This window comes from Planktotalea arctica (assembly GCF_002105285.1).
GTDB classification, from domain to species: Bacteria; Pseudomonadota; Alphaproteobacteria; order Rhodobacterales; family Rhodobacteraceae; genus Planktotalea; species Planktotalea arctica.
The window spans coordinates 116,049-139,379 of the sequence record NZ_MUHR01000001.1 but is presented as its reverse complement, the minus strand read 5'-3'; the positions used below and the strand labels follow the sequence as shown (position 1 = coordinate 139,379).

Annotated in this window: 18 protein-coding genes; 14 read left to right on the top strand and 4 right to left on the bottom strand. The window is 58.5% G+C overall.

Translation table 11 applies throughout. The features are described 5' to 3' along the window. The first annotated feature begins 52 nt into the window (after window positions 1-52). A complete protein-coding gene (locus tag B9P63_RS00690) occupies window positions 53-1,630 on the top strand; it encodes a DUF5928 domain-containing protein (RefSeq protein WP_085306628.1) in 1,578 nt (525 codons plus the stop codon). Window positions 1,631-1,685: 55 nt separating this feature from the next. On the opposite strand, the gene B9P63_RS00685 is transcribed toward B9P63_RS00690, so the two are convergent. Beyond that, the gene (locus B9P63_RS00685; RefSeq protein ID WP_085306627.1) at window positions 1,686-2,615 is read right to left on the bottom strand and encodes an ABC transporter ATP-binding protein; all 930 of its coding nucleotides are present in this window, start codon (window positions 2,613-2,615) and stop codon (window positions 1,686-1,688) included. 84 nt (window positions 2,616-2,699) lie between these two features. Here B9P63_RS00685 and B9P63_RS00680 point away from each other — a divergent pair, with 84 nt between their 5' ends. From B9P63_RS00680 to polA, 4 genes are all read left to right on the top strand, one after another. Further along, entirely contained in the window at window positions 2,700-2,879 is a 180-nt protein-coding gene (locus tag B9P63_RS00680) for a zinc-finger domain-containing protein (RefSeq protein WP_085306626.1), read from the top strand. Between the two features lie 122 nt (window positions 2,880-3,001). After that, the gene (locus B9P63_RS00675) at window positions 3,002-4,504 is read left to right on the top strand and encodes a calcium-binding protein (protein ID WP_085306625.1); all 1,503 of its coding nucleotides are present in this window, start codon (window positions 3,002-3,004) and stop codon (window positions 4,502-4,504) included. Between the two features lie 287 nt (window positions 4,505-4,791). Further along, window positions 4,792-6,156, top strand: a complete 1,365-nt coding sequence (locus B9P63_RS18950) for a calcium-binding protein (RefSeq protein WP_176219070.1) — start codon at window positions 4,792-4,794, stop codon at window positions 6,154-6,156. A gap of 85 nt (window positions 6,157-6,241) precedes the next feature. Beyond that, window positions 6,242-9,040 carry a DNA polymerase I gene (polA, locus tag B9P63_RS00660; protein WP_085306622.1) on the top strand — a complete coding sequence of 933 codons (2,799 nt, stop codon included), beginning with the start codon at window positions 6,242-6,244 and terminating at the stop codon, window positions 9,038-9,040. Window positions 9,041-9,094: 54 nt separating this feature from the next. Here polA and B9P63_RS00655 read toward each other — a convergent pair whose 3' ends face one another. Continuing rightward, a complete protein-coding gene (locus tag B9P63_RS00655; RefSeq protein WP_085306621.1) occupies window positions 9,095-9,664 on the bottom strand; it encodes a DUF1285 domain-containing protein in 570 nt (189 codons plus the stop codon). A gap of 68 nt (window positions 9,665-9,732) precedes the next feature. On the opposite strand from B9P63_RS00655, the gene B9P63_RS00650 reads away from it, so the two are divergent. The 4 genes from B9P63_RS00650 to B9P63_RS00635 are packed head-to-tail and all read left to right on the top strand — an operon-like array spanning window position 9,733 to window position 16,389. Further along, the gene (locus B9P63_RS00650; RefSeq protein WP_085306620.1) at window positions 9,733-10,743 is read left to right on the top strand and encodes an AAA family ATPase; all 1,011 of its coding nucleotides are present in this window, start codon (window positions 9,733-9,735) and stop codon (window positions 10,741-10,743) included. After that, complete coding sequence (locus B9P63_RS00645; protein ID WP_245830514.1) at window positions 10,740-11,621, top strand: DUF58 domain-containing protein; 882 nt, start codon at window positions 10,740-10,742, stop codon at window positions 11,619-11,621. Before B9P63_RS00650 ends, B9P63_RS00645 begins: the two co-directional genes overlap by 4 nt. Continuing rightward, window positions 11,618-14,350 carry a DUF4159 domain-containing protein gene (locus B9P63_RS00640; protein ID WP_085306619.1) on the top strand — a complete coding sequence of 911 codons (2,733 nt, stop codon included), beginning with the start codon at window positions 11,618-11,620 and terminating at the stop codon, window positions 14,348-14,350. The genes B9P63_RS00645 and B9P63_RS00640 overlap by 4 nt, the downstream gene beginning before the upstream one ends. Further along, window positions 14,347-16,389: a hypothetical protein gene (locus tag B9P63_RS00635; RefSeq protein WP_085306618.1), complete on the top strand. Its 2,043-nt coding sequence runs from the start codon at window positions 14,347-14,349 to the stop codon at window positions 16,387-16,389. Before B9P63_RS00640 ends, B9P63_RS00635 begins: the two co-directional genes overlap by 4 nt. Here B9P63_RS00635 and B9P63_RS00630 read toward each other — a convergent pair. Both B9P63_RS00630 and B9P63_RS00625 read right to left on the bottom strand, forming a co-directional pair. Next, complete coding sequence (locus B9P63_RS00630) at window positions 16,386-16,745, bottom strand: hypothetical protein (RefSeq protein ID WP_085306617.1); 360 nt, start codon at window positions 16,743-16,745, stop codon at window positions 16,386-16,388. The genes B9P63_RS00635 and B9P63_RS00630 overlap by 4 nt on opposite strands. Before the next feature lie 48 nt (window positions 16,746-16,793). Further along, a complete protein-coding gene (locus tag B9P63_RS00625; protein WP_085306616.1) occupies window positions 16,794-17,501 on the bottom strand; it encodes a DUF599 domain-containing protein in 708 nt (235 codons plus the stop codon). Window positions 17,502-17,585: 84 nt separating this feature from the next. Between B9P63_RS00625 and B9P63_RS00620 the strand changes: the two genes are divergently transcribed. The 5 genes from B9P63_RS00620 to B9P63_RS00600 all read left to right on the top strand — a co-directional run bounded on the left by B9P63_RS00620 (window position 17,586) and on the right by B9P63_RS00600 (window position 23,226). Next, window positions 17,586-19,031, top strand: a complete 1,446-nt coding sequence (locus tag B9P63_RS00620) for an FAD-linked oxidase C-terminal domain-containing protein (RefSeq protein WP_085306615.1) — start codon at window positions 17,586-17,588, stop codon at window positions 19,029-19,031. Window positions 19,032-19,092: 61 nt separating this feature from the next. Further along, window positions 19,093-20,205, top strand: coding sequence for an FAD-binding protein (locus B9P63_RS00615; RefSeq protein ID WP_085306614.1), 1,113 nt, complete (start codon window positions 19,093-19,095; stop codon window positions 20,203-20,205). Further along, on the top strand, window positions 20,202-21,521 hold the full coding sequence (gene glcF, locus B9P63_RS00610; protein ID WP_085306613.1) for a glycolate oxidase subunit GlcF: 1,320 nt from the start codon (window positions 20,202-20,204) through the stop codon (window positions 21,519-21,521). Before B9P63_RS00615 ends, glcF begins: the two co-directional genes overlap by 4 nt. 57 nt (window positions 21,522-21,578) lie before the next feature. Next, entirely contained in the window at window positions 21,579-22,397 is an 819-nt protein-coding gene (locus B9P63_RS00605; protein ID WP_085306612.1) for a trypsin-like serine peptidase, read from the top strand. A 7-nt stretch (window positions 22,398-22,404) separates the two neighbouring features. Further along, window positions 22,405-23,226, top strand: a complete 822-nt coding sequence (locus B9P63_RS00600) for a trypsin-like serine peptidase (protein ID WP_085306611.1) — start codon at window positions 22,405-22,407, stop codon at window positions 23,224-23,226. The last annotated feature ends 105 nt before the right edge of the window (window positions 23,227-23,331 follow it).

The window sequence follows — 23,331 nt, the reverse complement described above, 5'->3', positions numbered from 1 at the left end:
ACTGTAGTCAGATATCAAACAGTCCACGTTTTCAGGGTGATCCGTTTCCAATATGGCAAAAATTGCCTTCATCCTTTTATGCCACAAAGATCCTGAGGCGATCATCCAGCAGGCTGAACGCCTGACGGCTGTTGGCGATTACATGGCCATTCATTTCGATGCGCGTGCTAAACCAGAACATTTTGCCCAGATTAAGGCAGCGTTGAAGGATAACCCTAACGTCACATTTTCGCGCAAGCGGATCAAATGCGGCTGGGGTGCCTGGTCTTTGGTGCAAGCAACGCTTTACGCGCTCGAGGCAGCGGTCGAGGCGTTCCCGCGCGCGACGCATTTCTACATGCTGTCGGGTGATTGCATGGCGATCAAATCAGCCGAATACGCCCATGCGTTCTTGGATGCCAACGATATCGATTACATCGAAAGTTTTGACTACTTCGAGAGCGACTGGATCAAGACAGGCTTCAAGGAAGAACGTCTTATCTACCGTCACTTCTTTAACGAGCGCACTCATAAAAAACTGTTCTATAGTGCGTTCAACGTGCAAAAGAAGCTGGGGCTGACCCGGGAAATACCCCAAGACATGCAAATCCAGATCGGTTCGCAATGGTGGTGCCTGCGCCGGCGCACTGTCGAATGGACCTTGGAATTCACTCGCAAGCGCAAAGATGTCATGCGTTTTTTCAAAACGACATGGATTCCCGACGAGACATTCTTTCAGACGCTGGTGCGACATCTGGTGCCGGAAAAAGAAATAGAAGCGCGCACACTCACCTTTCTGATGTTCTCCGATTACGGCATGCCGGTAACGTTCTACAACGATCACTATGATCTGCTGCTCAGTCAGGATTTTCTCTTTGCGCGCAAGATCAGCCCCGAAGCGACAGAGCTCAAGGACCGCCTTGGCAAGCTATACGCCGAGGAAGACCAGAGCTTCCAGATTTCCAACGAGGGTGCAGGCCTGTTCAAATTCCTCACGGAGCGGGGCCGCATCGGGCGACGCTTCGCCCCACGCTTCTGGGAAACCGAGGCCACGCTGGGGCGCGACCGCGAATTGCTAATCGTTGTTTGCAAGAAATGGCACGTGGCCAAACGCTTGGTCGATAGCATCAAGCACGGCACGAACATTCCCGTGGCCGAGTATATCTTCAACGAAGAAGACACCCCCCTGCCCGACCTTGGCGGCATTCAAACCACCCTGTCCAAACGCCACCGTCATCGCCGCGCGTTGATGCGTATGCTGTTCGAATATTTCGAAACGAACCGTTTGATCGTCTGCATCGATCCGGGCAATTTCTATCTGCTTGACGACTTCGGGTCGGACCGTTCCGGCACGCGCATCTTGGAAATCGATTGCAATTACACTGACGAATTTCTGATCGGCCATTCCAAACGGATAGGCCTTGCAGGGGAGCAAACTTCGGAGGACACTTTGCAGCGCCTCTTACCGACGATCCGCAATGAAATCGCTTTTGAGAAAGACCGTCTGCATGATGCGAAGTTTGGTTCGCTCTTCAGCATCAAGGAAAGCGATAGCGCACAGGAAAATGCCGCGCCTTTGGCGAATTTTCTGGGCGTCAGCCTCGAGAAGGCCCAGCAAATCGCCGATACGCCCCATTTGTTCGCGGATTGATTGCGCCGGAAACAGATCGCCCTGAACACACGGCGCACTCATTCTCGCGCTGAGGTTAACGCGAGCGGGTTAATTCGAGGAAAACTTCTTCGAGATCGGCCTGCTCCGTGCGCACATCGCGAATGGTGATCCCCGCGCCACGCACGGCCTCGAGAACCGCATCCGCGCTGGTTTCACTGGCGCGGTAACTCAGACGCAGCGCGCCTTTGGGATCGACGCTTACATCGATCCCGCGCGGTGCTGCAAAAACACCCGTGGGTGCATCAGGCTCGATGATCATGGTCTTACGATCGATGCTGCCGAGCAGATGCGCCGTGCTATCGCGTGCGACCACTTCACCGTGGTTAATGATCGCGATCTCGTCGCACATTTCTTCGGCTTCTTCCAGATAATGCGTCGTCAGAACGATGGTCATGCCTTGCTCGTTCAATTTGCGCACATTAGCCCAAAGCATCTGGCGCAGCTCAATATCGACCCCTGCCGTCGGCTCGTCCAGAACAAGAATATGCGGATGATGCACCAAGGCCTTGCCAAGCAAAAGCCGCCGCCGCATCCCACCAGACAAAGTGCGCGCATAGGCGTTGGCCTTGTCCGACAGGCCCACCAGTTCAAGAATTTCATCCGAGCGGCGATCGCCCTTGGGCACACCGTAAAGTCCGGCCTGCACATCCAGTGCCTCGCGCGGCGAGAAAAATGGATCAAGGTTAAGTTCTTGAGGCATGACCCCTATCGCAGCGCGCGATTGGCGCGGGTTCACATCCTGATCAAACCCCCAGATCGACACTTTACCCGAAGTCTTGAGCACCAAACCCGCCAATATGTTGATCAGCGTCGATTTACCCGCACCGTTTGGGCCGAGCAAACCAAAGATCGACCCGCTCGGGATGGTAAGGTCGATGCCGCGTAGCGCGTCTTTCGGCGCTGCAGCCTTGCTGCCTGCATATGTCTTTTTCAGAGCTTCGATTTTGATTGCGTCTTGTGTCACAGCCTGTCTACTCGCTCTTGCCGATTTTGCCTGCTTGGCTCATAACGCATCTAACGCGACTGCCGGATAAAGGGAACACACCCTATGACGACCCCAGTACCTGAAACCAAAATTGTAGATAACTATCGCTTTGCCTGTGATGGCGGCGAAGGGGCATTGGGGCATCCGCGGGTCTGGTTGCAAATTCCGGGTGAACATGGCTGGGTCGAGTGCCCCTATTGCGACGCGAAATTCGTCCATAAGGACTTTGAAGGCAAAATCTGATGCGCCATGCAAAAAACGATTGTGCGGGTGACGCTTCAATCCGAACAGATTTAGTTCAAATTCTCGCCACATAGAGCGTGCATACCCGAGACTTGTTTGAAGTAACGAGTCCGAGGTGCTAAATGGAAATTCTGCTAATGTTGATCCCAGTCGTGCTGGGAATGGGCCTGTTTTCAATGGGCCCAACCTCTGACGAGGGCACAAGCGACGATCAACCCGATATGCAGAACGAAGATATCGGCGGCGCGGACGGCGATCCCATGACGGGCGATGCGTTGGACGACCTGATCAACGGCACTTCGGGCAACGACATGATGCTGGGACGCGGCGGCGATGACACGCTGCTTGGCGGCGATGGCAACGACACCCTCTCCGGCGGCACAGGCAACGATAGCCTTGCCGGTGGCAGCATGGCAGATTCGATCAACGGTGATGAGGGCGACGACCGCATTGATGGCGAGTCAGGAAATGACACGATCAACGGCGGCACGGGCGCTGATACGCTACTGGGCGGCGTTGGCGACGACAATCTCGAGGGCAACGACGGTAACGATCTGATCGACGGTCAAGGCGATGATGATCGCCTGATCGGAGGCGATGGTGAGGACACGCTCATTGGCGGTTCTGGCGACGACCTTTTGGAGGGCCGCTATGATAACGATAGCCTGCTGGGCGGAAGCGGCGATGATACGCTGATCGGCAACATGGGCGATGACACCCTTTCGGGCGAAGCGGGCAATGACGATCTGAACGGCGCCGAGGGCAGCGATCTGCTAAGCGGCGGCGAAGGCAACGACACACTCTTCGGACTGGCCGCAAATGACACGCTTTTGGGTGATGCAGGCAACGATTTCCTTGTCAGCGGCCTTGGAGATGATGTGATCGACGGCGGCAGCGGCAATGACACGGCCTATGGCGGGCTTGGCGATGATATCGTCGGCGGCGGCGAGGGCAACGATCTGCTGGTTGCGAACGAGGGCAACGACACGCTTTTCGGCAACGCCGGCAAAGATACGATGACCGGCAGCGCGGAGGATGATCTGATCATCGCAGGCACAGGCGGCGATTCCGTCGAGGGCGGCGATGGCAACGACACGATCTTTGGCGGCAACGCTGATCTGCGCGGGCAGATGTCAGGCGGTATTGATGTGAGCGCAGAAATGCGCGCCGCGCTCGATGAATTGGCCGACAGCGATCCAGCTTTGTTCGCAAACGGAACTCTCGCGGAAATTCTTGCCTCTGCCCCCTTCGAGGGCATTGATGCCACCGACCTCGATACCGCCGCGTTCGATACCTCGACCGACTATCTAAGCGGCGGGAACGGGGATGATCACATCTACCTGGAAACTTCCGATGTGGCCGTGGGCGGCGATGGCAGCGATACCTTCCACATTCACAGCGATGCAAGCGTGCGCCAGATGGTCGTGATGGACTACAATATGTCCGAAGATACGTTGCTCATCGAATACGACAGCAACGGCCCCACGCCGGTGATCACCATTATCGAACAAGGAAATCACGCGCAGATTCACCTTGATGGGGTACGCACCGCCGATATCCGCGATGCGGCGGGCAGTCTCACGCTGGGCGATATCGCTCTGGTCGGGGTCGATCGATCTGCGTAAGCGCAACAGCGAAGCGTCGCCTACATACAAGTTGGCTGGCTAATAGAATTTTCGACGATTCTAAATATGCGAAAACACAACTTCAGAGTGCGGCATAAGTTCCTTTTCCAATTGCCGTATTCCCCCAAACGTTTCCTTTTTCGCCGAGATCGCTCAATTAGCCGCTTAACGTTTCTCAAATGGAAACGATTAACAGGTTTTCCTTGCGAGGCCATAAGCGCTGCGTCATGATTTTGACACAATCGGGGCTGCCGCCCCTTTTTGTCTTTTCCGTGGGGGATTTGTTCATGCTTATTTTATCAATTTTACTTCCTTTGGCACTCGGCTTTGCAGTGTTTGGGCTCTTTGATGGAGGCGATGACGGATCAAGCTCCGGAAGTGGGGCAGCTTCAAGCTCCGGAACAGCCTCCGACACAGGCGCGGATACAGATACAGAGACCATGACCGAAACTGGATCCGGCTCGGACATGACTATAGATCCCACACAGCCCCTTGGCTTGATCGGTAATTCTCTCGACAATAATATCAGCGGCACCAGCGGCGATGATTTCATTCTCGGGCGCGGCGGCAATGATGTGCTAGACGGTCAAAGCGGCGACGACACGATCAACGGAGGACCGGACGCTGATACGCTAATCGGCGGTGCCGGCGATGACCGCCTTGAGGGGCGCGACGGAGCAGATAGCATCGATGGCGGCGCTGGCGATGATATCTTGATCGGTAATTTTGACGCTGACACGTTGATCGGCGGCGATGGCAATGACGCCCTGAACGGCGCACGCGGCGCGGATCTGGTGTTCGGTGGAGCAGGCAACGATACGCTTGAGGGTCAATCAAGCGACGATAGCCTGCATGGGGGCGACGGCGACGACAGTTTGCTGGGTGGCAATGGCCGCGATCTGATGAGTGGGGACGCTGGCAATGATTTTCTCGATGGCGGTGAATGGGACGATATTCTCGGCGGCGACGCCGGAACAGATTTGCTTGTCGGTCTGACCGGCAACGACACGCTTCTTGGCAACGGGCAAAGTGACACGCTAAGCGGCGGGGGCGGCGATGATCTGCTTATAGGCGGCAACGATCGAGATTCGCTGGAAGGTGGCAACGGCGATGACACGCTCATGGGCGGCGGCAGCAACTTTGATCTGACGACTGCGGGTGATGTCGATTGGACCGCAGAAATGCTGAACGCCTTCCAAGCACTGCAAGTTTCCAACCCCGCCCTTGCGACGACAGGCACCGCTGCTGATATTTTCGCAGCGCCCGAATTTGCCGGGGTTGATACCTCAAGCGCGGCAACACCGGTCAATGATCTCGCCCGTGACTTCCTAAGTGGCGGTGCTGGCGATGACGCCATTTTCCTCGAAAGCGGGGATGTCGGCCAAGGCGGCTCAGGTGAAGATGTATTCTATCTGAACGGCGATGCCGCGCCCTCCGGTGTGATGACGATCACCGACTATGTCGCAGCGGATGACATGATCGTGGTTCAATACGATGCCGCCCTCCCCGCACCGGCAATCGTCGTGAATGACAATGGTGCGGATGCGGCAGTTTTCCTGGACGGTAATTTCCTTGCATCGGTACGCGGCGCTGCAGGCTTGCTCACAACGGCAGATATCACGTCCGTCGCCGTAGATCGCGCCATTCCGTGATCTAACTCCACAAACGCGCTGGCACTCAGAGGCCGGACACGTCTAGTATGCCCCCGACGCAAATCACGCTTCGGGGGCATTTTACATGAGCACGACATTCGGCAAAGGATGCCACCTGCATCTTATTGATGGCTCCGCCTTCATCTTTCGCGCCTATCATGCGCTGCCCCCTTTGACGCGCAAATCCGACGGCCTGCCCATCGGCGCGGTTGCGGGTTTTTGCAACATGCTGCAACGCTATGTCGAGGGGAACGCAGGCAGTGATGTGACCCATGTCGCCGTGATCTTCGATAAAGGCAGCCACACGTTTCGCAACGAAATGTATGACCTCTACAAAGCGAATCGCGAGGCGATGCCCGAAGACCTGCGCCCGCAAATGCCACTGACGCGGCGCGCGACCAAAGCCTTCAACATCGCCTGCGAAGAAATCGAGGGCTATGAGGCCGACGACATCATCGCGACCCTCGCCCATCAGGCGCGCGCCGCAGGTGGGCGATGCACGATTATTTCATCAGATAAGGACATGATGCAGCTTGTTGGCGACGGCGTCGAAATGCTGGATGCGATGAAGAACAAGACCATTGATCGCGACGGCGTATTCGAGAAATTCGGCGTCTTTCCCGAGGGCGTCGTCGACGTTCAGGCGCTCGCAGGCGACACCGCTGACAACGTGCCCGGCGCACCTGGCATCGGCATCAAGACCGCCGCTTTGCTAATTAATGAATACGGCACTCTTGAAGAGCTGCTCGAGCGCGCGGGCGAAATCAAACAGCCCAAGCGCCGCGAAACCTTGATCGAGCATCGCGCGCAAATCGAGTTGAGCAAACGCCTCGTTCAACTGGATTGCAACACGCCTTTGGGCTTCACCCTCGATGACCTCGAAGTGCGCGAACCGATTGCCGACGAATTGCTCGATTTTCTCGCTGAAATGGAATTTCGCACGCTGACAAAACGCATCTCCGAGGCGCTCGACGCACCGATGCCGGTTATCGAAGATACACCAGCCGCCGCCAATGCGCCCAGCGCACCGGACGCGATCCCCTTCGATGCTGAGAAATACGACTGCGTCCGTGATCTGGCTGCTTTGCAGCCCTGGATCGATCACGCCTACGCGCGCGGCTATGTGGCGGTAGATACAGAAACCACAGGCCTGAACGACATGATCGCCGACCTCGTTGGTATCTCCATGTGCACGGTTGCGGGTAGGGCATGTTACATCCCGCTGACCCACAAAGACGCGGGCACGGATGATCTGTTCGGCTCTGATGACTTGGCAGAGGGTCAGATTGATCTGGAAACAGCAATTGCTGCGCTCAAGCCGCTTCTCGAAGACCCGAGCGTCATGAAAATTGGCCAGAACATGAAGTATGACGCCAAGATCTTTGCGCGATACGGCATCGACATCGCGCCCATCGACGACACGATGCTGCTGTCCTACGCGCAGCACGCGGGTCTGCACAATCACGGCATGGATGCGTTGTCCGAGCGATATCTGAACCACACGCCAATCCCTATCAAACCCCTGCTTGGCGCGGGTAAATCCGCGGTCACGTTCGACCGTGTCCCGATTGATCAAGCCACGCCCTACGCGGCCGAGGATGCAGACGTCACATTGCGCCTTTGGCAGCACCTCAAACCCACGCTCCACGTCGCCAAAACCACCCGCGTTTATGAAACCATGGAACGTCCTTTGGTCCCCGTCCTCGCCCAGATGGAACGGCACGGCATTAAAGTCGACCGCGATGTTCTGTCCCGCATGTCCAACGCTTTTGCACAGAAAATGGCAGGGTTAGAGGCAGAAATTCACGAGATGGCAGGCCGTCCTTTTAATGTCGGCAGCCCTGCCCAAGTTGGCGAGGTTCTGTTTGATGAAATGAGCCTTGAGGGCGGCAAAAAAGGTAAGAACGGTAAGTATTCAACAGGCGCGGACATCCTTGAGGACCTAGCCACCGAACATGAAATGCCGCGCCGCATTTTGGATTGGCGCCAGCTCAGCAAATTGAAATCGACCTACACGGACGCGCTTCAAGACCACATTAACCCCGACACGGGCCGCGTACACACAAGCTATTCGATTGCAGGCGCGTCCACCGGTCGCCTCGCCTCGACTGATCCGAACCTGCAAAACATCCCGATCCGCTCCGAGGAAGGCCGCCGCATTCGCGAAGCATTCATCGCCGAGGAAGGCAAAGTCCTTGTGGCGCTCGACTATTCCCAGATCGAGTTGCGCATCCTCGCCCATGTCGCTGGCATCGACAGTCTGAAACAGGCCTTTCGCGATGGCCACGATATCCACGCGATGACCGCCTCTGAAATGTTCGATGTGCCGCTGGATGAAATGACAGCCGACGTGCGCCGCCAAGCCAAGGCGATTAACTTTGGCGTCATCTACGGCATCTCCGGTTTCGGCCTTGCGCGTAATCTACGCATTCCACGATCAGAGGCGCAGGGCTTTATCGACCGTTATTTTGAACGATTTCCGGGCATCAAAGAATATATGAACGACACGACCGAATTCGCCAAGAAACACGACCGCGTCGAAACCCTGTTTGGCCGCGTAATCCATACGCCCAACATCAATGCCAAAGGCCCGCAAGCCGGCTTCGCCAAACGTGCCGCTATCAACGCTCCAATTCAAGGCACAGCAGCCGACATCATCCGCCGTGCGATGATCCGTATGCCGGATGCGATCAAAGGCCAGCCCGCAAAAATGCTATTGCAAGTCCACGATGAACTTCTGTTCGAGGTGGAAAAGGATGGCGTCGATCAACTGATCAAAACGGCCAAAGACATCATGGAAAACGCCGCTGATCCGGTCGTCAAACTCGACGTGCCCTTGATCGTGGATGCAGGCCAAGGCGCGAATTGGGCCGAGGCACATTAATAATGCGCCTGCCCCTCGCTTCATCTTCCCGAATAAACTTCCGCCGGAGGCTCCTTAGCCCTCAAGCTCCGCTGACGGAATAATCTGGAAAAACACGCCGCCGGACCAAAGCCCGAACCAGCCCTCGTGATGCACGCCGATGTCTACCAAACGATAGAAACTCTTGCGATCAATCAACGCCTCAAGCCCTGCGCGCACCATAACATAGGGTGACGGCTCCCCCGTCTCAGCATCGCGCACGACGCGGATCGGATGCTCCGTCCCCGCCTCGACAAAATCCCCAACATGCGTTTCGAACCGGATCGCCTTGCCGACAACCTCGAAATCCACCGCAACAAAAGGCGCATCTTCAACCGTGATCCCGACCTTTTCCACCGGAGTCACAAGGAAATATTTACCGCCTTCCAGCTTCAAAATTGACGAAAACAGCTTCACCAGCTCAAATCTGCCGATTGGCGTGCCCATGTAGAACCACGTGCCATCGCGTTTGATCTGCATGTCCAGATCGCCGCAAAACGGTGGATTCCATAAATGAACGGGGGGCAGTCCCTTTCCCTTGACCGCCGCTTTGGCGGAGGCGGCAATTCCAGCAGCGTCAGGTGTCACGATATTTTGTCCAACCATAGTTTTGCTATTTGTCCTTAAGAGCCTAGTCTCATAGCATCACACCTAGAGTTCAAGGGAGAGTTGTCATGTCCAGCGCAGAAGATTTAGTCACCGATATCGAAACGCTGGGCGCACGTCTGGCGGAAGCGAAGGGGTCGATCACCCGCCGCTTCATCGGACAAGAGCGGGTTGTGGACCTCACGCTGTCCGCGCTTTTGTGCGGCGGTCATGCGCTGCTGATCGGCCTTCCCGGCCTTGGCAAGACCCGCCTCGTTGAAACCCTCTCGAGCGTCATGGGCCTGGACGGCAATCGCGTGCAGTTCACGCCAGACCTTATGCCTGCCGATATTCTTGGCTCTGAGGTTTTGGAAACGAGCAGCGACGGCACGCGTGCATTCAAATTTATCGAGGGTCCAATCTTCTGCCAGCTCCTGATGGCGGATGAGATCAACCGCGCCTCACCGCGCACGCAATCCGCGCTCCTCCAAGCCATGCAAGAAAAGATCGTCACCGTCGCTGGCGAAAACCGCACGCTTTCTGCGCCGTTCCATGTGCTCGCCACGCAAAACCCGATCGAGCAGGAAGGCACCTACCCTCTCCCCGAAGCCCAGCTCGACCGCTTTCTCGTGCAGATCAACGTCCCATATCCCGACCGTGATACAGAGCGCGACATTTTGATCGCGACGACGGGCGTTGCCGAGGACGACGCGCACGCGGTTTTCACAACGGGCGAACTACTTGCGGCACAAACGTTGCTGCGCCGCATGCCTGTTGGCGAAAGTGTCGTGGAAATGATCCTAGATCTCGTCCGCGCCTTCCGCCCTGATGAGCAGGGTGCCAGCGCGCGCGTCAAAGACACCGTCGCTTGGGGCCCCGGTCCACGCGCGGCGCAAGCGCTGATGCTGACCGTGCGCGCCAAGGCGCTGCTCGATGGTCGCCTCGCCCCCTCGCCAAAGGATGTGATCGACATGGCCGAGCCTGTGCTCAGTCACCGCATGGCGCTGAACTTTGCGGCCCGCGCGCGCGGTGATAGCCTTGCCGGGTTGATCCATGAAACCGCCAGCCAGATCACTGGCAGCAAGGCAGACGCTGCGTGAACACCGCCGCCACCCCTCGCGCTCTACGCCTCGATGCGGAGGCAGAAGCCTCGCACTTGCCGGCCCTGTTGGCGCGCGCAGAGCATCTGGCAGGGACAGTCTTGTTGGGCGAGCATGGCCGCAGGCGCGCAGGGATGGGCGATGATTTCTGGCAGTACCGCCCCGTGCAAATTGGGGACAGCCGCCGCATGATCGACTGGCGCCGCTCCGCGCGCTCTGACGCGCAGTTCGTGCGCGAACGCGAATGGCAGGTGGCGCAAAGCGTGATGCTTTGGGTCGATGCCTCTGCCTCTATGCGATTTTCGAGCGGAGCGCATTTGCCTGAAAAATCAGATCGCGCACGGCTCATCGCGCTTGCCTCAGCGATTCTCCTCATAAAGGGCGGCGAACGTGTTGGCCTGACAGGAACGGGCCTTCCCCCGCGCCGAGGACGCGCTCAAGTCCTGCGTCTTTCGGAACAATTCTGCGCAAACACCGACGTCGATTACGGCGCGCCCGAAGCGCGTGCGATGATCCCACACGCCCGCGCGCTGTTTGTGTCAGACTTCCTGGGTGATCTCGACGCGGTCGAGGCAGCCCTGACCAAAGCCGCAGATCGCGGCGTGCGCGGCGTGCTGTTGCAAGTGCTTGACCCCGCCGAAGAGAGCTTTCCGTTTCACGGGCGCACCATCTTTGAAAGCGCGGGAAAAACCCTGCGCTACGAAACGCTCAAAGCCAGCGATCTGAGGGACCGCTATCTTGAAAAACTTGGCGAACGAAAAGACGCGCTGCGCCATCTTTGCGCCGTCTCTGGCTGGCAATTCATGACGCACCACACGGACGCACCAGCGCAAGCCGCGCTCTTGTGGTTGCACCGCGCATTGGAGCGGTCCGCATGATCGGCGCACTCGGATTCACCGCCCCCTGGCTCTTGCTCGGGCTGCTGGCACTGCCGATCCTCTGGATCATCCTGCGCGCCGTGCCGCCCGCCCCAATCCGTCGGATTTTTCCGGGCGTTACCCTGCTTTTGGGTTTGAAAGACGATGAACAGGTCAGCGACCGAACGCCTTGGTGGCTTTTGCTGTTGCGCATGCTCGCGCTCGCAGCGCTGATCATCGGCCTTGCAGGGCCAGTGCTCAACCCGCGCAACGACGAGGCTGGTCGCGGCCCGTTGCTCATTGCGATGGATGCAAGCTGGGCCAGCGCCGCCGATTGGCCTGCGCGGATCGAGATGGTCGAGCGTATTTTAAGCGATGCCGCGCGCGCGGATCGCACCACCGCATTGCTCAATCTGAGCGCACCGCAGCAGGTCATCTTTCAATCTGCCAATGAGGTGCAAAGCACCCTTGCAGGCCTGCGCCCAGCCGCGTGGGAGCCAAGCAGCGACGCCGCTGCGATCACCGCGTTTTTACCCGATGAGACCTTCGATACGATCTGGCTCTCGGACGAACTCGCACGCGATACGCGCGCCGCTTTGAGCGCGATCTTCAGCTCTAAGGGCGCTCTGCGCGTCATAGCGGCTGCCAGCGAAACCATTGCCATCGCCCCTGCGCGTTTTGAAGGCGGCGCGACCATCGTGGAAGCGCGCCGCAGCGTCGCAGGCGCCGCGCGCAACGTCCCTGTGGACGTGCATGGCAAAGACCCCTCCGGCGCGCCGCGCATCCTTGCGCGCGCTGAGATTACCATGGAGAGCGGCGCAAAAAGCGCGCTCACAGAGCTTTCCCTTCCGTCCGAGCTTCGCGCCCGGGTTACGCATTTTGCGCTCACTGGTACACGTTCTGCCGGCGCTGTGACCCTCTCCGACGACAGCCTGCGCCGCCGCGAAGTGGCGCTGATCGCAGGGCGTGAGGATCGCGAGGGGTTGGAGTTGCTCTCGCCGTTGCACTACCTGCGCCAAGCGCTCGCGCCGAATGCGGACCTGCTGGAGGGCGGATTGCTTGATATCCTGCCCGCTGCGCCAGATGTGGTGATTTTGGCCGATGTCGCCACGCTGGCCCCCGCCGAAGACGGTGCGCTGACCGAGTGGGTCGAGGACGGCGGATTGCTGGTGCGTTTCGCAGGCCCCCGCCTTGCCGCCAGCGATGTAAGCCGATCTGAGGAAGACACTTTGATGCCCGTGCGATTGCGCGCAGGCGGGCGCACAGTCGGCGGCGCGATGAGTTGGGGCACGCCCAAAAACCTAGCCCCCTTTACCGAGGACAGCCCGTTTTTCGGCCTACCCCTTTCGCGCGATGTGACCGTGTCCTCGCAAGTTATGGCGCAGCCCGACCCGACCTTGGCTGCGCGCGTCATCGCCAGTCTGGGTGACGGTACGCCACTTGTCACGCGCAAACCGCTGGGCGAGGGGCAGATCGTGCTGTTCCACGTCACCGCCAACGCAGAATGGTCCACTTTGCCGCTTTCCGGCCTTTTTGTGAGCATGCTCGATCGCCTTGCGATTTCATCGATAGTGGGCGCCCCAAGCGGCGATGATCTTAGTGGCACCACGTGGCAGCCTGTCAGCGTCATGGACGGGTTCGGCCGTATCCTCGATGCGGATGCGCTGGTCGGCGTTGCAGGCGATCGTCTGCTTTCCGATGCGCTCGGCCCAGATCTGCGCCCCGGTCTTTATGAGGGTAAATCACGCCGCATCGCGCGCAATGTCATTGGCGCTGAGACGGAACTGGCGCAGGCAAGCTGGCCCGCTGGCACCGACATTCGCCTGATGCAAACCCGCCCTGAAACGCCGCTGGGCGGTATACTTCTGAGTCTCGCGCTTGCGCTTTTGATGGTGGATATCGTCGCCTCCCTCGCCATGTCCGGGCGCCTTCGCGGCGCAATCGCAGGGTTTGGCGCGATGATGTTGTTGGGGTTCCCCGCCGATGCACAAGACGATGCTTTCGCACTCAGCGCATCGTCAGAACTGGTGCTTGGCCATGTGATCACGCGCAACCCCGAGATTGATCGCACGGCAGAGGCGGGCCTGCGCGGCCTGTCACAAACGCTGTTCTTTCGCACCTCGATCGAGCCGACGGACCCCATCGGCGTTGACCTTGAAACCGACGAGCTGGCGTTCTTCCCGCTGCTTTACTGGCCGATTACCCCAGATCAGCCAACGCCGTCGGCAAACGCCTATGCCAAGCTGAACGATTTTCTGCGCTCCGGCGGCATGATCCTGTTCGACACCCGCGATGCGGATATCGCACGCTTTGGCGCGTCAAGCCCGAATGGCCGCAAGTTGCAAGCGCTCGCGGAGCCGCTGGATATCCCACCGCTGGAACCCCTACCCGAGGATCATGTGATTACGCGCACCTTTTATCTGCTGCAAGATTTCCCCGGTCGCCACACAGCCCGCGATATCTGGGTTGAGGCTGCACCAAAAGACGCGGAGCGCGTCGAGGGCATGCCGTTTCGCAACCTCAACGATGGGGTCAGCCCTGTGGTGATCGGCGGCAATGATTGGGCCGCTGCTTGGGCGATGGACGCGCGCGGCAATTCGATCTTTCCCATCGGGCGCGGTTTCGCGGGCGAGCGGCAACGCGAACTCGCCTACCGCTTCGGCGTCAATCTGGTGATGCACGTTTTGACGGGCAATTATAAATCTGATCAGGTCCATGTGCCTGCGCTGCTCGACAGGCTTGGCCAATGACCCAGACCATCGTTTTCGATTCGCTCGTTCCCATGTCGTTGCTGTTAGCGGCGGCTGTTGTGGTGTTTGCTGGCCTCGTGCTTTCGCTCTGGCGCAGGCTTTCTGGTGCATGGCTTCGCGGGCTTTCAGGATTTGTGGTTATTGCTGCGTTGACAGGGCCAAGTCTGCAACGCGAGGAACGTGGTAGCCTTGACGATATCGTCGTGATCATCAGCGATGAAACCGCCTCCCAAAACCTGGCAGAGCGCGCGGGCGTCACCAAGGATGCCGCAGATGCGCTCGACGCGCTTTTGGCGCAGCGCGCGGGCACGCAAGTGGTGCGCGTGACTGTTCCCGATAGCGAGGGCGATGCAGGTACGCAGCTTATGACGGTGCTTGGCGAGACCCTTGCCGAACTACCCCAAGCGCGCATCGCAGGCGCGTTCCTGCTAAGCGACGGGCGCGTGCATGATCTGGAACGCGCGCCGGACATGCCTGCGCCCTTGCACCTGCTGCTAAGCGGAAAAAGCACCGATTGGGACCGCCGCCTCAGCGTCACCAACGCCCCTGCTTTTGCCATTCTGGGCGAACCTGTCACCCTCACGCTCAAGATCGAGGACATGGGCGCTGCGCCATCCAGTACGGGCTTTGCGCCGCTGGAAATTTCCATCGACGGCGCGCCGCCCCAGCGCTTTGAAGTGCCGATAGATGCGGAAATCGATCTGCCCCTCACGCTGCCCCACGGCGGGCGCAACGTGATCCAGTTCTCCGTTCCCGAAGCGGAGGGCGAATTGACCGCGCGCAACAACACTGCGCTCATTCAGATGAACGGCGTGCGCGATCGCCTGCGCGTACTGCTCGTCTCGGGTGAGCCGCATGCAGGCGGGCGCACATGGCGCAATCTGCTGAAATCGGACAGCTCGGTTGATCTGGTGCATTTCACCATTCTGCGTCCCCCAGAGAAACAGGACGGCGTACCCGTCAGCGAGTTGTCCCTTATCGCCTTCCCCACACGCGAATTGTTTCTCGACAAGATCGAGGATTTCGATCTGATCATCTTTGATCGCTACAAGAGGCGCGGCATCCTGCCCTCGATCTACCTCGATAACGTCGTGCGCTATGTGCAGGAGGGCGGCGCGGTGCTGGTCGCTGCCGGGCCGGATTTCGCCTCTGCCGATAGCATTTACCGCTCGCCGCTCTCGCAGATCATGCCTGCGACGCCCAGCGCGCGCGTGATCGAAGAGGGGTATCGCCCCACCGTCAGCGACCTCGGCGCGCGCCATCCCGTGACGGCGGGCCTGCCCAACGCGGAAAACTGGGGCCGCTGGATGCGCCAGATCGAAGTGGAACCGAATGCAGGCAATGTGCTCATGACCGGCGTCGATGAGCGCCCGCTACTGGTGCTCGACCGCGTCGGCGAAGGTCGCGTTGCGCTGCTTGCCTCTGATCACGCGTGGCTCTGGAGCCGTGGCTTCGAGGGTGGCGGTCCGCAACTGGAACTGCTGCGCCGCCTTGCCCATTGGATGATGGGCGAGCCTGAGCTGGAAGAGGACGCGCTTATGGCAGAGGCCACAGGCCAATCCATGCGCATCATTCGCCGGACATTGGAGGAGCGCGCGCCGCCCGTGATCGTGACGGCACCCGACGGCAGCGAAGTGGAACTCGCGCTGACACAGACCGAGCCGGGGCGCTTTGAGGCGCAACACACAGGCGCCGAAATCGGGCTTTACCGCCTAAATGACGGCGAACATGAAACCGTGATCGGCCTTGGCCCCGCTGCGCCGCGCGAATTCGAGAAGACCATCGCGACAGCAGACCTGCTAGCCCCGGCCATTGACGCAGCGCGCGGCGGTGCTTTGCGGCTTGAGGACGGTCTGCCAAGTATTCGCACAGTGCGCGAGGGGCGTCCTGCGGCAGGTCGTGGTTGGCTCGGGATTACGCCGCGCGGCGCTTACGAGACACTGAACGTGCGTCAAACCGCACTGCTTCCTGCTTGGCTTGTGTTGCTCTTAGCCTCTGGGCTGATCCTCGCCGCATGGCTGCGCGAGGGGCGGCGCTAACGGGTGAGCGTCACCTTATAGCCACTGTCCTTCCACCCGTGCTCTGAACATTTCACGCGAATGAAAACTTCGCGGGTGCCATCGGGCAGCATAACGTGGCGCAAAGAGCGCGTGAAGGGCTGCTCTTTCACATGAGGATGGTGCAAAATGCGCGTACCAAGCACCTTGCCCTGCGCATCAATGATTTCCCAGCCATCCGCATAATGATCCCATCCCGTATCTGGATGCTCGATCGTCACGTCAAAATCCCAACCCATCCCAGTGGAATGGGCGACAGCGTTAATCACCTTGGGCGCTTCGGCAAGGGCGGGCGCAGCCGCAATGAGCGCTGCGAAAAGGATTGGCAGGTGTTTCATAGACCCCCACTTAGGGCGCATCGCGCGATTCTGGCAATCACAAGCGCGTTAAGCGATGTGATCGTCACCCGAGAGCAACACGCTGCGCGAGTGCGATGCGAATTCTCGCCGCCATAGAACGAGGCAAGTGGTCAAAACCGCTCCAATCAACGCGATAGGCCCAGCCAGCCATGCGATAGAAGCCAGCCCAAAATATACCGAGCGCAAACCGCGGTTAAAGCCACGCGCGGCGGTAACATTAATCTCAGCAGCCTTCATCGCACGAGGCATGGTTCTGGGATCATCCACCTCGTTCGGGACAGAGGACATGACGACGGCGCAATAGCCAAACAGGCGGTTGGACCAGACGAATTTCAGAAATGCGTTGGTGACAAAGAACAGCGTGACCATCAGCTTGATCTCCCAAACGATATCAGGATCGCGGCTTAGGGTCAGATCATCAGCAATGCCGATCAGTTGTTCCTTATTGCCGACCAAAGCCAACACGCCGCCAATAGAAATCATGCTAGCCGACGCAAAAAACGCGGTGCCCTGACGCAAGTTCCCAAGGATCGTCGCATCAAAGATACGCGGATCGCGGGTAATCATCTGGCGCATCCATTCACGCCGGTAATCCGCCATGACAACCGAAACGGAAGGATGTTTGCTAGAGGGATGCTCGATGCGCCAGTCGATGGCGATCCAGAGGGCGACAAGCAGCCCAAAAGCACTATAATCAAGAGGCGAAAACAACGAGAGGCGATCAAGAATATCCATGCCATCACATAGGCGCTTAAAAGATACCTTGCCAATGCGCTAAATTGGTTATATTTTATTACCAATTACATCAAGGAGCAATGTATGGATATGCCACGCCCAGATTCGATTGTCTTGTCTCGCAAGGCAGAATTGGTCAGCCACCTGCTGGATATCCTGCCAGAAGATGCAGTGATCCATGACGAAGTGGAAACCCGCGCTTATGAATGCGATGCGCTAACCGCATATAAATGTCCGCCTTTGCTTGCCGTCTTGCCGCGCTCGACTGCCGAAGTCTCTTCGGTTCTGCGCATTTGTCATGAGATGAACGTCCCTGTCGTGCCGCGCGGCTCTGGCACGTCGCTTGCGGGGGGCGCCTTGCCAACGGCGGACTGCGTGATCCTTGGCGTGGCGCGCATGAATGATGTGCTGGACACGGATTACCCCAACCGCGTGATCCGCGTGCAGACGGGGCGCACCAATCTGAGCGTGTCCGGTGCAGTCGAGGAAGAAGGTTTCTTCTATGCGCCCGATCCCTCCAGCCAGTTGGCCTGCGCCATTGCCGGCAATATCGCGATGAATTCGGGTGGGGCGCATTGTCTTAAATACGGCGTGACCACGAACAACCTGCTGGGCGTCACCATGGTGATGATGGACGGCGAAGTCGTGGAAATAGGCGGTGCACATCTGGACAGTGGCGGGCTTGACCTGCTTGGGGTTATTTGCGGCTCTGAAGGGCAGCTTGGGGTCGTCACGGAAGCAACCCTTCGCATTCTGCACAAGCCAGAAGGCGCACGGCCCGTATTGGTGGGCTTTGATAGCAACGAAGTCGCGGGGGCCTGCGTATCCGACATTATCAAGGCAGGTGTGTTGCCCGTCGCGATTGAATTCATGGACCGCCGCGTGATCGAGGTGGTCGAGAATTACGCGCAAGCAGGCTATCCCCTGTGTGAGGCGGTTTTGATCATCGAGGTTGAAGGTTCCGATGCGGAAATCGACGCGCAACTGTCGCTGATCCGTGCGATTGCAGAGCGCCATAACCCCGTTGAGTTTCGCGAGGCAAAGGACGCAGATGAAGCTGCGCGCATCTGGCTGGGCCGCAAAAGCGCCTTTGGCGCGATGGGGCAGATCAACGATTACATGTGCCTAGATGGGACGATTCCTGTGTCTTCCTTGCCCATGGTCTTGCGCCGTATTGGGGAGTTGTCGATCGAATTTGGGCTGGATGTCGGCAACGTCTTCCATGCAGGGGACGGCAATATGCACCCGCTAATCCTTTTTGATGCCAATAAAGAAGGCGATCTGGAGTTGTGCGAGGCGTTTGGCGCTGAAATTCTGAAGCTCTGCGTCGAGGCGGGCGGTTGCCTGACGGGCGAACATGGGGTCGGAATCGAGAAGCGTGATTTGATGAGCGTGCAGTATACGCCAGAGGATTTGGCGGCGCAGATGGCGGTGAAGGATGTGTTTGATTCCAAGTGGCTTTTGAACCCCGCGAAGGTGTTTCCGCTGGATGTGTCTGAATTGCGCCGCGCGCCCATGGCCGCCGAATGATGGGGGCCCTGCCCCTATCGGCCAAGGCCGAATCCCCCAAGATGTTTGAGGACCAGAAAAGATGAGAGCTACATCAGAGGCCGAACTGGCCGAGTTGATTTTGGGTGCAACAGCGCCTTTTGCCATTCGTGGCGGCGGCACTCGGCTGGTTGGACCCAAAGCGGGCGATGTTCTGGAAACGGATGGTTTGTCTGGTATTTCGCTTTATGAGCCGGGCGCGTTGACGATGGTTGCGGGGGCGGGAACGCCGATTTCCGAGATTGAAGTCGCTTTGAGCGCTGAAAACCAAAGGCTCGCCTTCGAACCCTCTGATCTGCGCGACGTACTTGGCACCATCGGCGAGAGCACGATTGGCGGCGTGGCGGCGAGCAATGCTTCAGGCCCGCGCAGGATTTCTGCAGGAGCCTGCCGAGATTTCATGCTGGGTGTGCGGTTTGTCGATGGCGCTGGCAATGTGGTCAAGAACGGTGGGCGCGTGATGAAGAACGTCACGGGCTATGATCTGGTCAAGCTGATGAGCGGCGCGCATGGCACGCTTGGAGTTCTATCAGAGATTTCGTTCAAGGTGCTGCCAGATGTAGAGATGCAACTATGCCTGCGTCTGGAAGGACTGGAGGCGGACATGACTGTCGCCGCGATGTCCGCAGCGCTTGGATCCGCCTTTGAAGTGTCCGGTGCTGTGCGCGATGTGGATGGCGCTGTGCTGCTGCGCCTTGAGGGGTTTGAGGCATCGGCCCGCTATCGGGCAGAACAGTTGCGCAGTGTTTTGGCGCCTTTTGGCGAAATCACGGTGATTGACGATCAAGTGATCTGTGAAGATCTGTGGCGAGATATTCGCGATGCACGCGCCTTTGCAGGTGGCGGCGATCTTTGGCGTATTTCGGTCAAACCAAGCGATGCTCCGGCTGTTCTGGAGGTGATCCAGCCCGAGAAAGCAATGCTCGATTGGGGCGGTGGCTTGATCTGGGCTGAGGTCGCAAGCGGGAAAAACGTCCGTGCAAAGATGGGTGTTGCAGGCCACGCAACGCTGATGCGCGCCAGCGATACGAGTTTTGCCAAACTTAACCGCTTCCACCCCGAGCCTGCCCCGCTTGCCAAGATCAGCGCGGGCCTGCGCGCGCGCTTTGATCCAAAGAGCTTGTTCAACTCGGGCCTGATGGGAGACGCGCTATGAAAACCGAATTCACTGATGTTCAGATGCAGGATCCTGCGATCCAACGCTCGAACCAGATCTTGCGCTCTTGCGTGCATTGCGGTTTTTGCACGGCGACCTGCCCGACCTATCAAATTCTTGGGGATGAACTCGATAGTCCGCGTGGCCGTATCTATCTGATCAAAGAAATGCTGGAAACGGGACGCGTTCCCGATGCCAAGACTGTCGGCCATATTGATCGCTGCCTTAGTTGCCTTGCCTGCATGAGCACATGTCCGTCAGGCGTGCATTACATGCACCTCGTGGATCACGCCCGAAATTATATCGAAGAAAATTATAAACGCCCAATGAGCGAGCGCGCATTGCGCTGGGTACTGGCGCGCGTGTTGCCCTATCCCATGCGCTTTCGTGTGGCGTTGCTAGGTGCGAAAATGGCGCGGCCTTTTGTGCGCCTGATCCCCGATAAACGTCTGCGCGCGATGATCGCGATGGCCCCGAAACAAGTACCGCCGGTGAGCCGCAATGACGATCCGCAGAGCTTTGCACCTGTGGCTAGAAAAACCAAACGCGTGGCCCTGATGACGGGCTGCGCGCAGCGCGCGCTCGATACAGATATCAACGATGCCACCATTCGGCTGCTGACGCGCTTCGGCTGCGAAGTCGTCGTTGCGAAGGGTCAGGGATGTTGCGGCGCGCTGACGCACCACATGGGCAAGCAAAGCGAAAGCCACGCGGCGGCGGCGGCGAATATCAAGGCGTGGATTGCTGAAATGAATGCAGGCGGATTGGATGCAATCGTGATCAACACTTCTGGCTGCGGCACGACCGTGAAGGACTATGGCCATATGTTCACGGGTGATCCACTGGAAGCTGATGCCAAACGCGTGGCAAGCATTGCAAAGGATGTGAGCGAGGTGCTGCAAACCCTCGATCTACCTCAGGGCAGCGCACCAAAGATGACCGTGGCCTATCACGCGGCCTGCTCGCTCCAGCATGGGCAGCAGATCAAAACAGCGCCAAAAGATTTACTGAAACGCGCGGGTTTCACCGTCGTTGAACCCAAGGACAGTCACCTGTGCTGCGGTTCTGCGGGGACGTACAACCTGATGCAGCCTGAGATTTCCAGCCAGCTAAAGGATCGCAAGGTCGAAACGCTGATGGCGAAAAGCCCCGATGTGATCGCCGCAGGTAACATCGGCTGCATGATGCAAATCGGCTCTGCAGTTGGCGTGCCCGTTGTGCATACGGTCGAGCTTTTGGATTGGGCAACAGGTGGGCCAAAACCCGCCAAGATGGACCGGGCGTCAGACCAACCGAACGTTCCCATTTTGCGCTAAACGCCTTATTGTCGCCGCATCCGGCTTCTATCCTATTTGAAACGCATTGGAGACGGCATGACGCGGATCGTAGTTCTGATCTTATGGGCTTTTGCCTTTTCAAATAGCGCCAGTGCGCAGTCCAGCAGCCTGAAACGCCTCAACACCGGCGACGATTCGCGCGGCTGGGAGGCGGTTGGCCGTCTCGACGTTGCCGGCAAAGGCTTTTGCACCGGCGCGCTTATTGCGCCCGATCTTGTTTTGACTGCAGCTCATTGCCTTTATGATCGTGACACAGGCGCACGCGTCGATACCGATACCATGGAATTTCGCGCAGGCTGGCGCGATGGGCGCGCCTCTGCCTATCGCCATGTGCGCCGCGCCGTGGCGCATCCCGATTACGTCTATGACGGCACAGCGACGACCGACCGCGTGCGCAATGATCTGGCCTTGATCGAGTTGGACAGACCTATTCGCAACACCAAGGTCATTCCTTTTGAAACAGCCGAGCGTCCAAAGAAGGGCGACCAGATCGGCGTTGTATCCTATGCGCTTGATCGCTCCGAAGCACCGTCCTTGCAGGAGCTGTGTCACGTCATGGCGCGTCAAAAAGGCGTGTTGGTGATGTCGTGCGAGGTGAATTTCGGCTCGTCCGGCGCACCTATTTTCAGCATCGAGGGCGACACTGCCAAAATCGTTTCCGTTGTCTCTGCTAAGGCCGAAGTGAAGGGGATTCCCGTCTCGCTCGGCACTGCGCTAGAGAGCCCGCTTGCGCGTTTGCGCGCTGAGCTTGCGGCAGGGCGTGGGCGCTTCAGTGTAGTTGGCACGCAAGAAAGCCGCGCCGCTGCAAGCCAAGAAGGGCGCGGCATTTCAGGTGCGAAATTCGTGAAACCATAGGAAATCAATGAGTTTGCGCACACTTATATCCGGAGCTTTTACACTTGCTATGGCGCTACCGGGCTGGGCAAGCGAGTCCAGCTCCCTGAACCCGCTCGTTAGCCGCGATGAAGTGCTCGGGCTGGAGGCAGTGGGCCGACTGGACAATCCCGATGGGTTTTGCAGCGCCACCTTGATTGCTGCCGATCTGGTTCTGACGGCTGCACACTGTGTTTACAACGCCAGCACTGGCAAGGCTTATGGCGCTAAGAATTTGACCTTTCGCGCTGCTTTGACCAGCGGCACGGCTCTCGCAGAGCAGCGCGCAATGCGTATCGCCGTTGACCCGGGGTACGAGCCGACAGGCGCGATTTCGCAAGCGCGCGTCGCCTCCGATGTCGCGCTTATCCTTCTGGATGAACCGATTTCAAGCAGCGTCGCCGATCCCTTCGCGCTTCATTCAAGCGCACCAATCCAAGGCGCAGTCAGTGTCGTATCCTACGGCCAAGGGCGCACTGAAAACATGTCGTGGCAAAAGGCCTGCAACATCCTTGCGCGCGCGCAGGGCGTGCTGGTATTGGACTGTGACGTCACCTATGGTTCCTCCGGCTCTGCCATTTTTGCGCGTGAAAACGGGCGCTACCCCATTGTTTCGCTTACCTCCGCGACCGGCACTTATCGCGGCAACAAAGCCGCCTTCGGCATGGAATTGCCCGATACGGTCGCGGCCCTGAAACGCACGATCCGCGCTAGTCCTACGCGGAGATCAACCGGTGCAAAACGTATTTCGGTCAATGATCGGTCTTCGCGCAGCACGTCGCAGGCGCGATTTTTGAAAGTCATGAAATAGCTGTTTCACGACCCTTGAAACCATTATCCACGGCCCCCAACTCTAAACTACCGCAGCGCCAATGATGGGCTGCGTACTTCGGTCTGTCCCGGACGGGAAGATCGC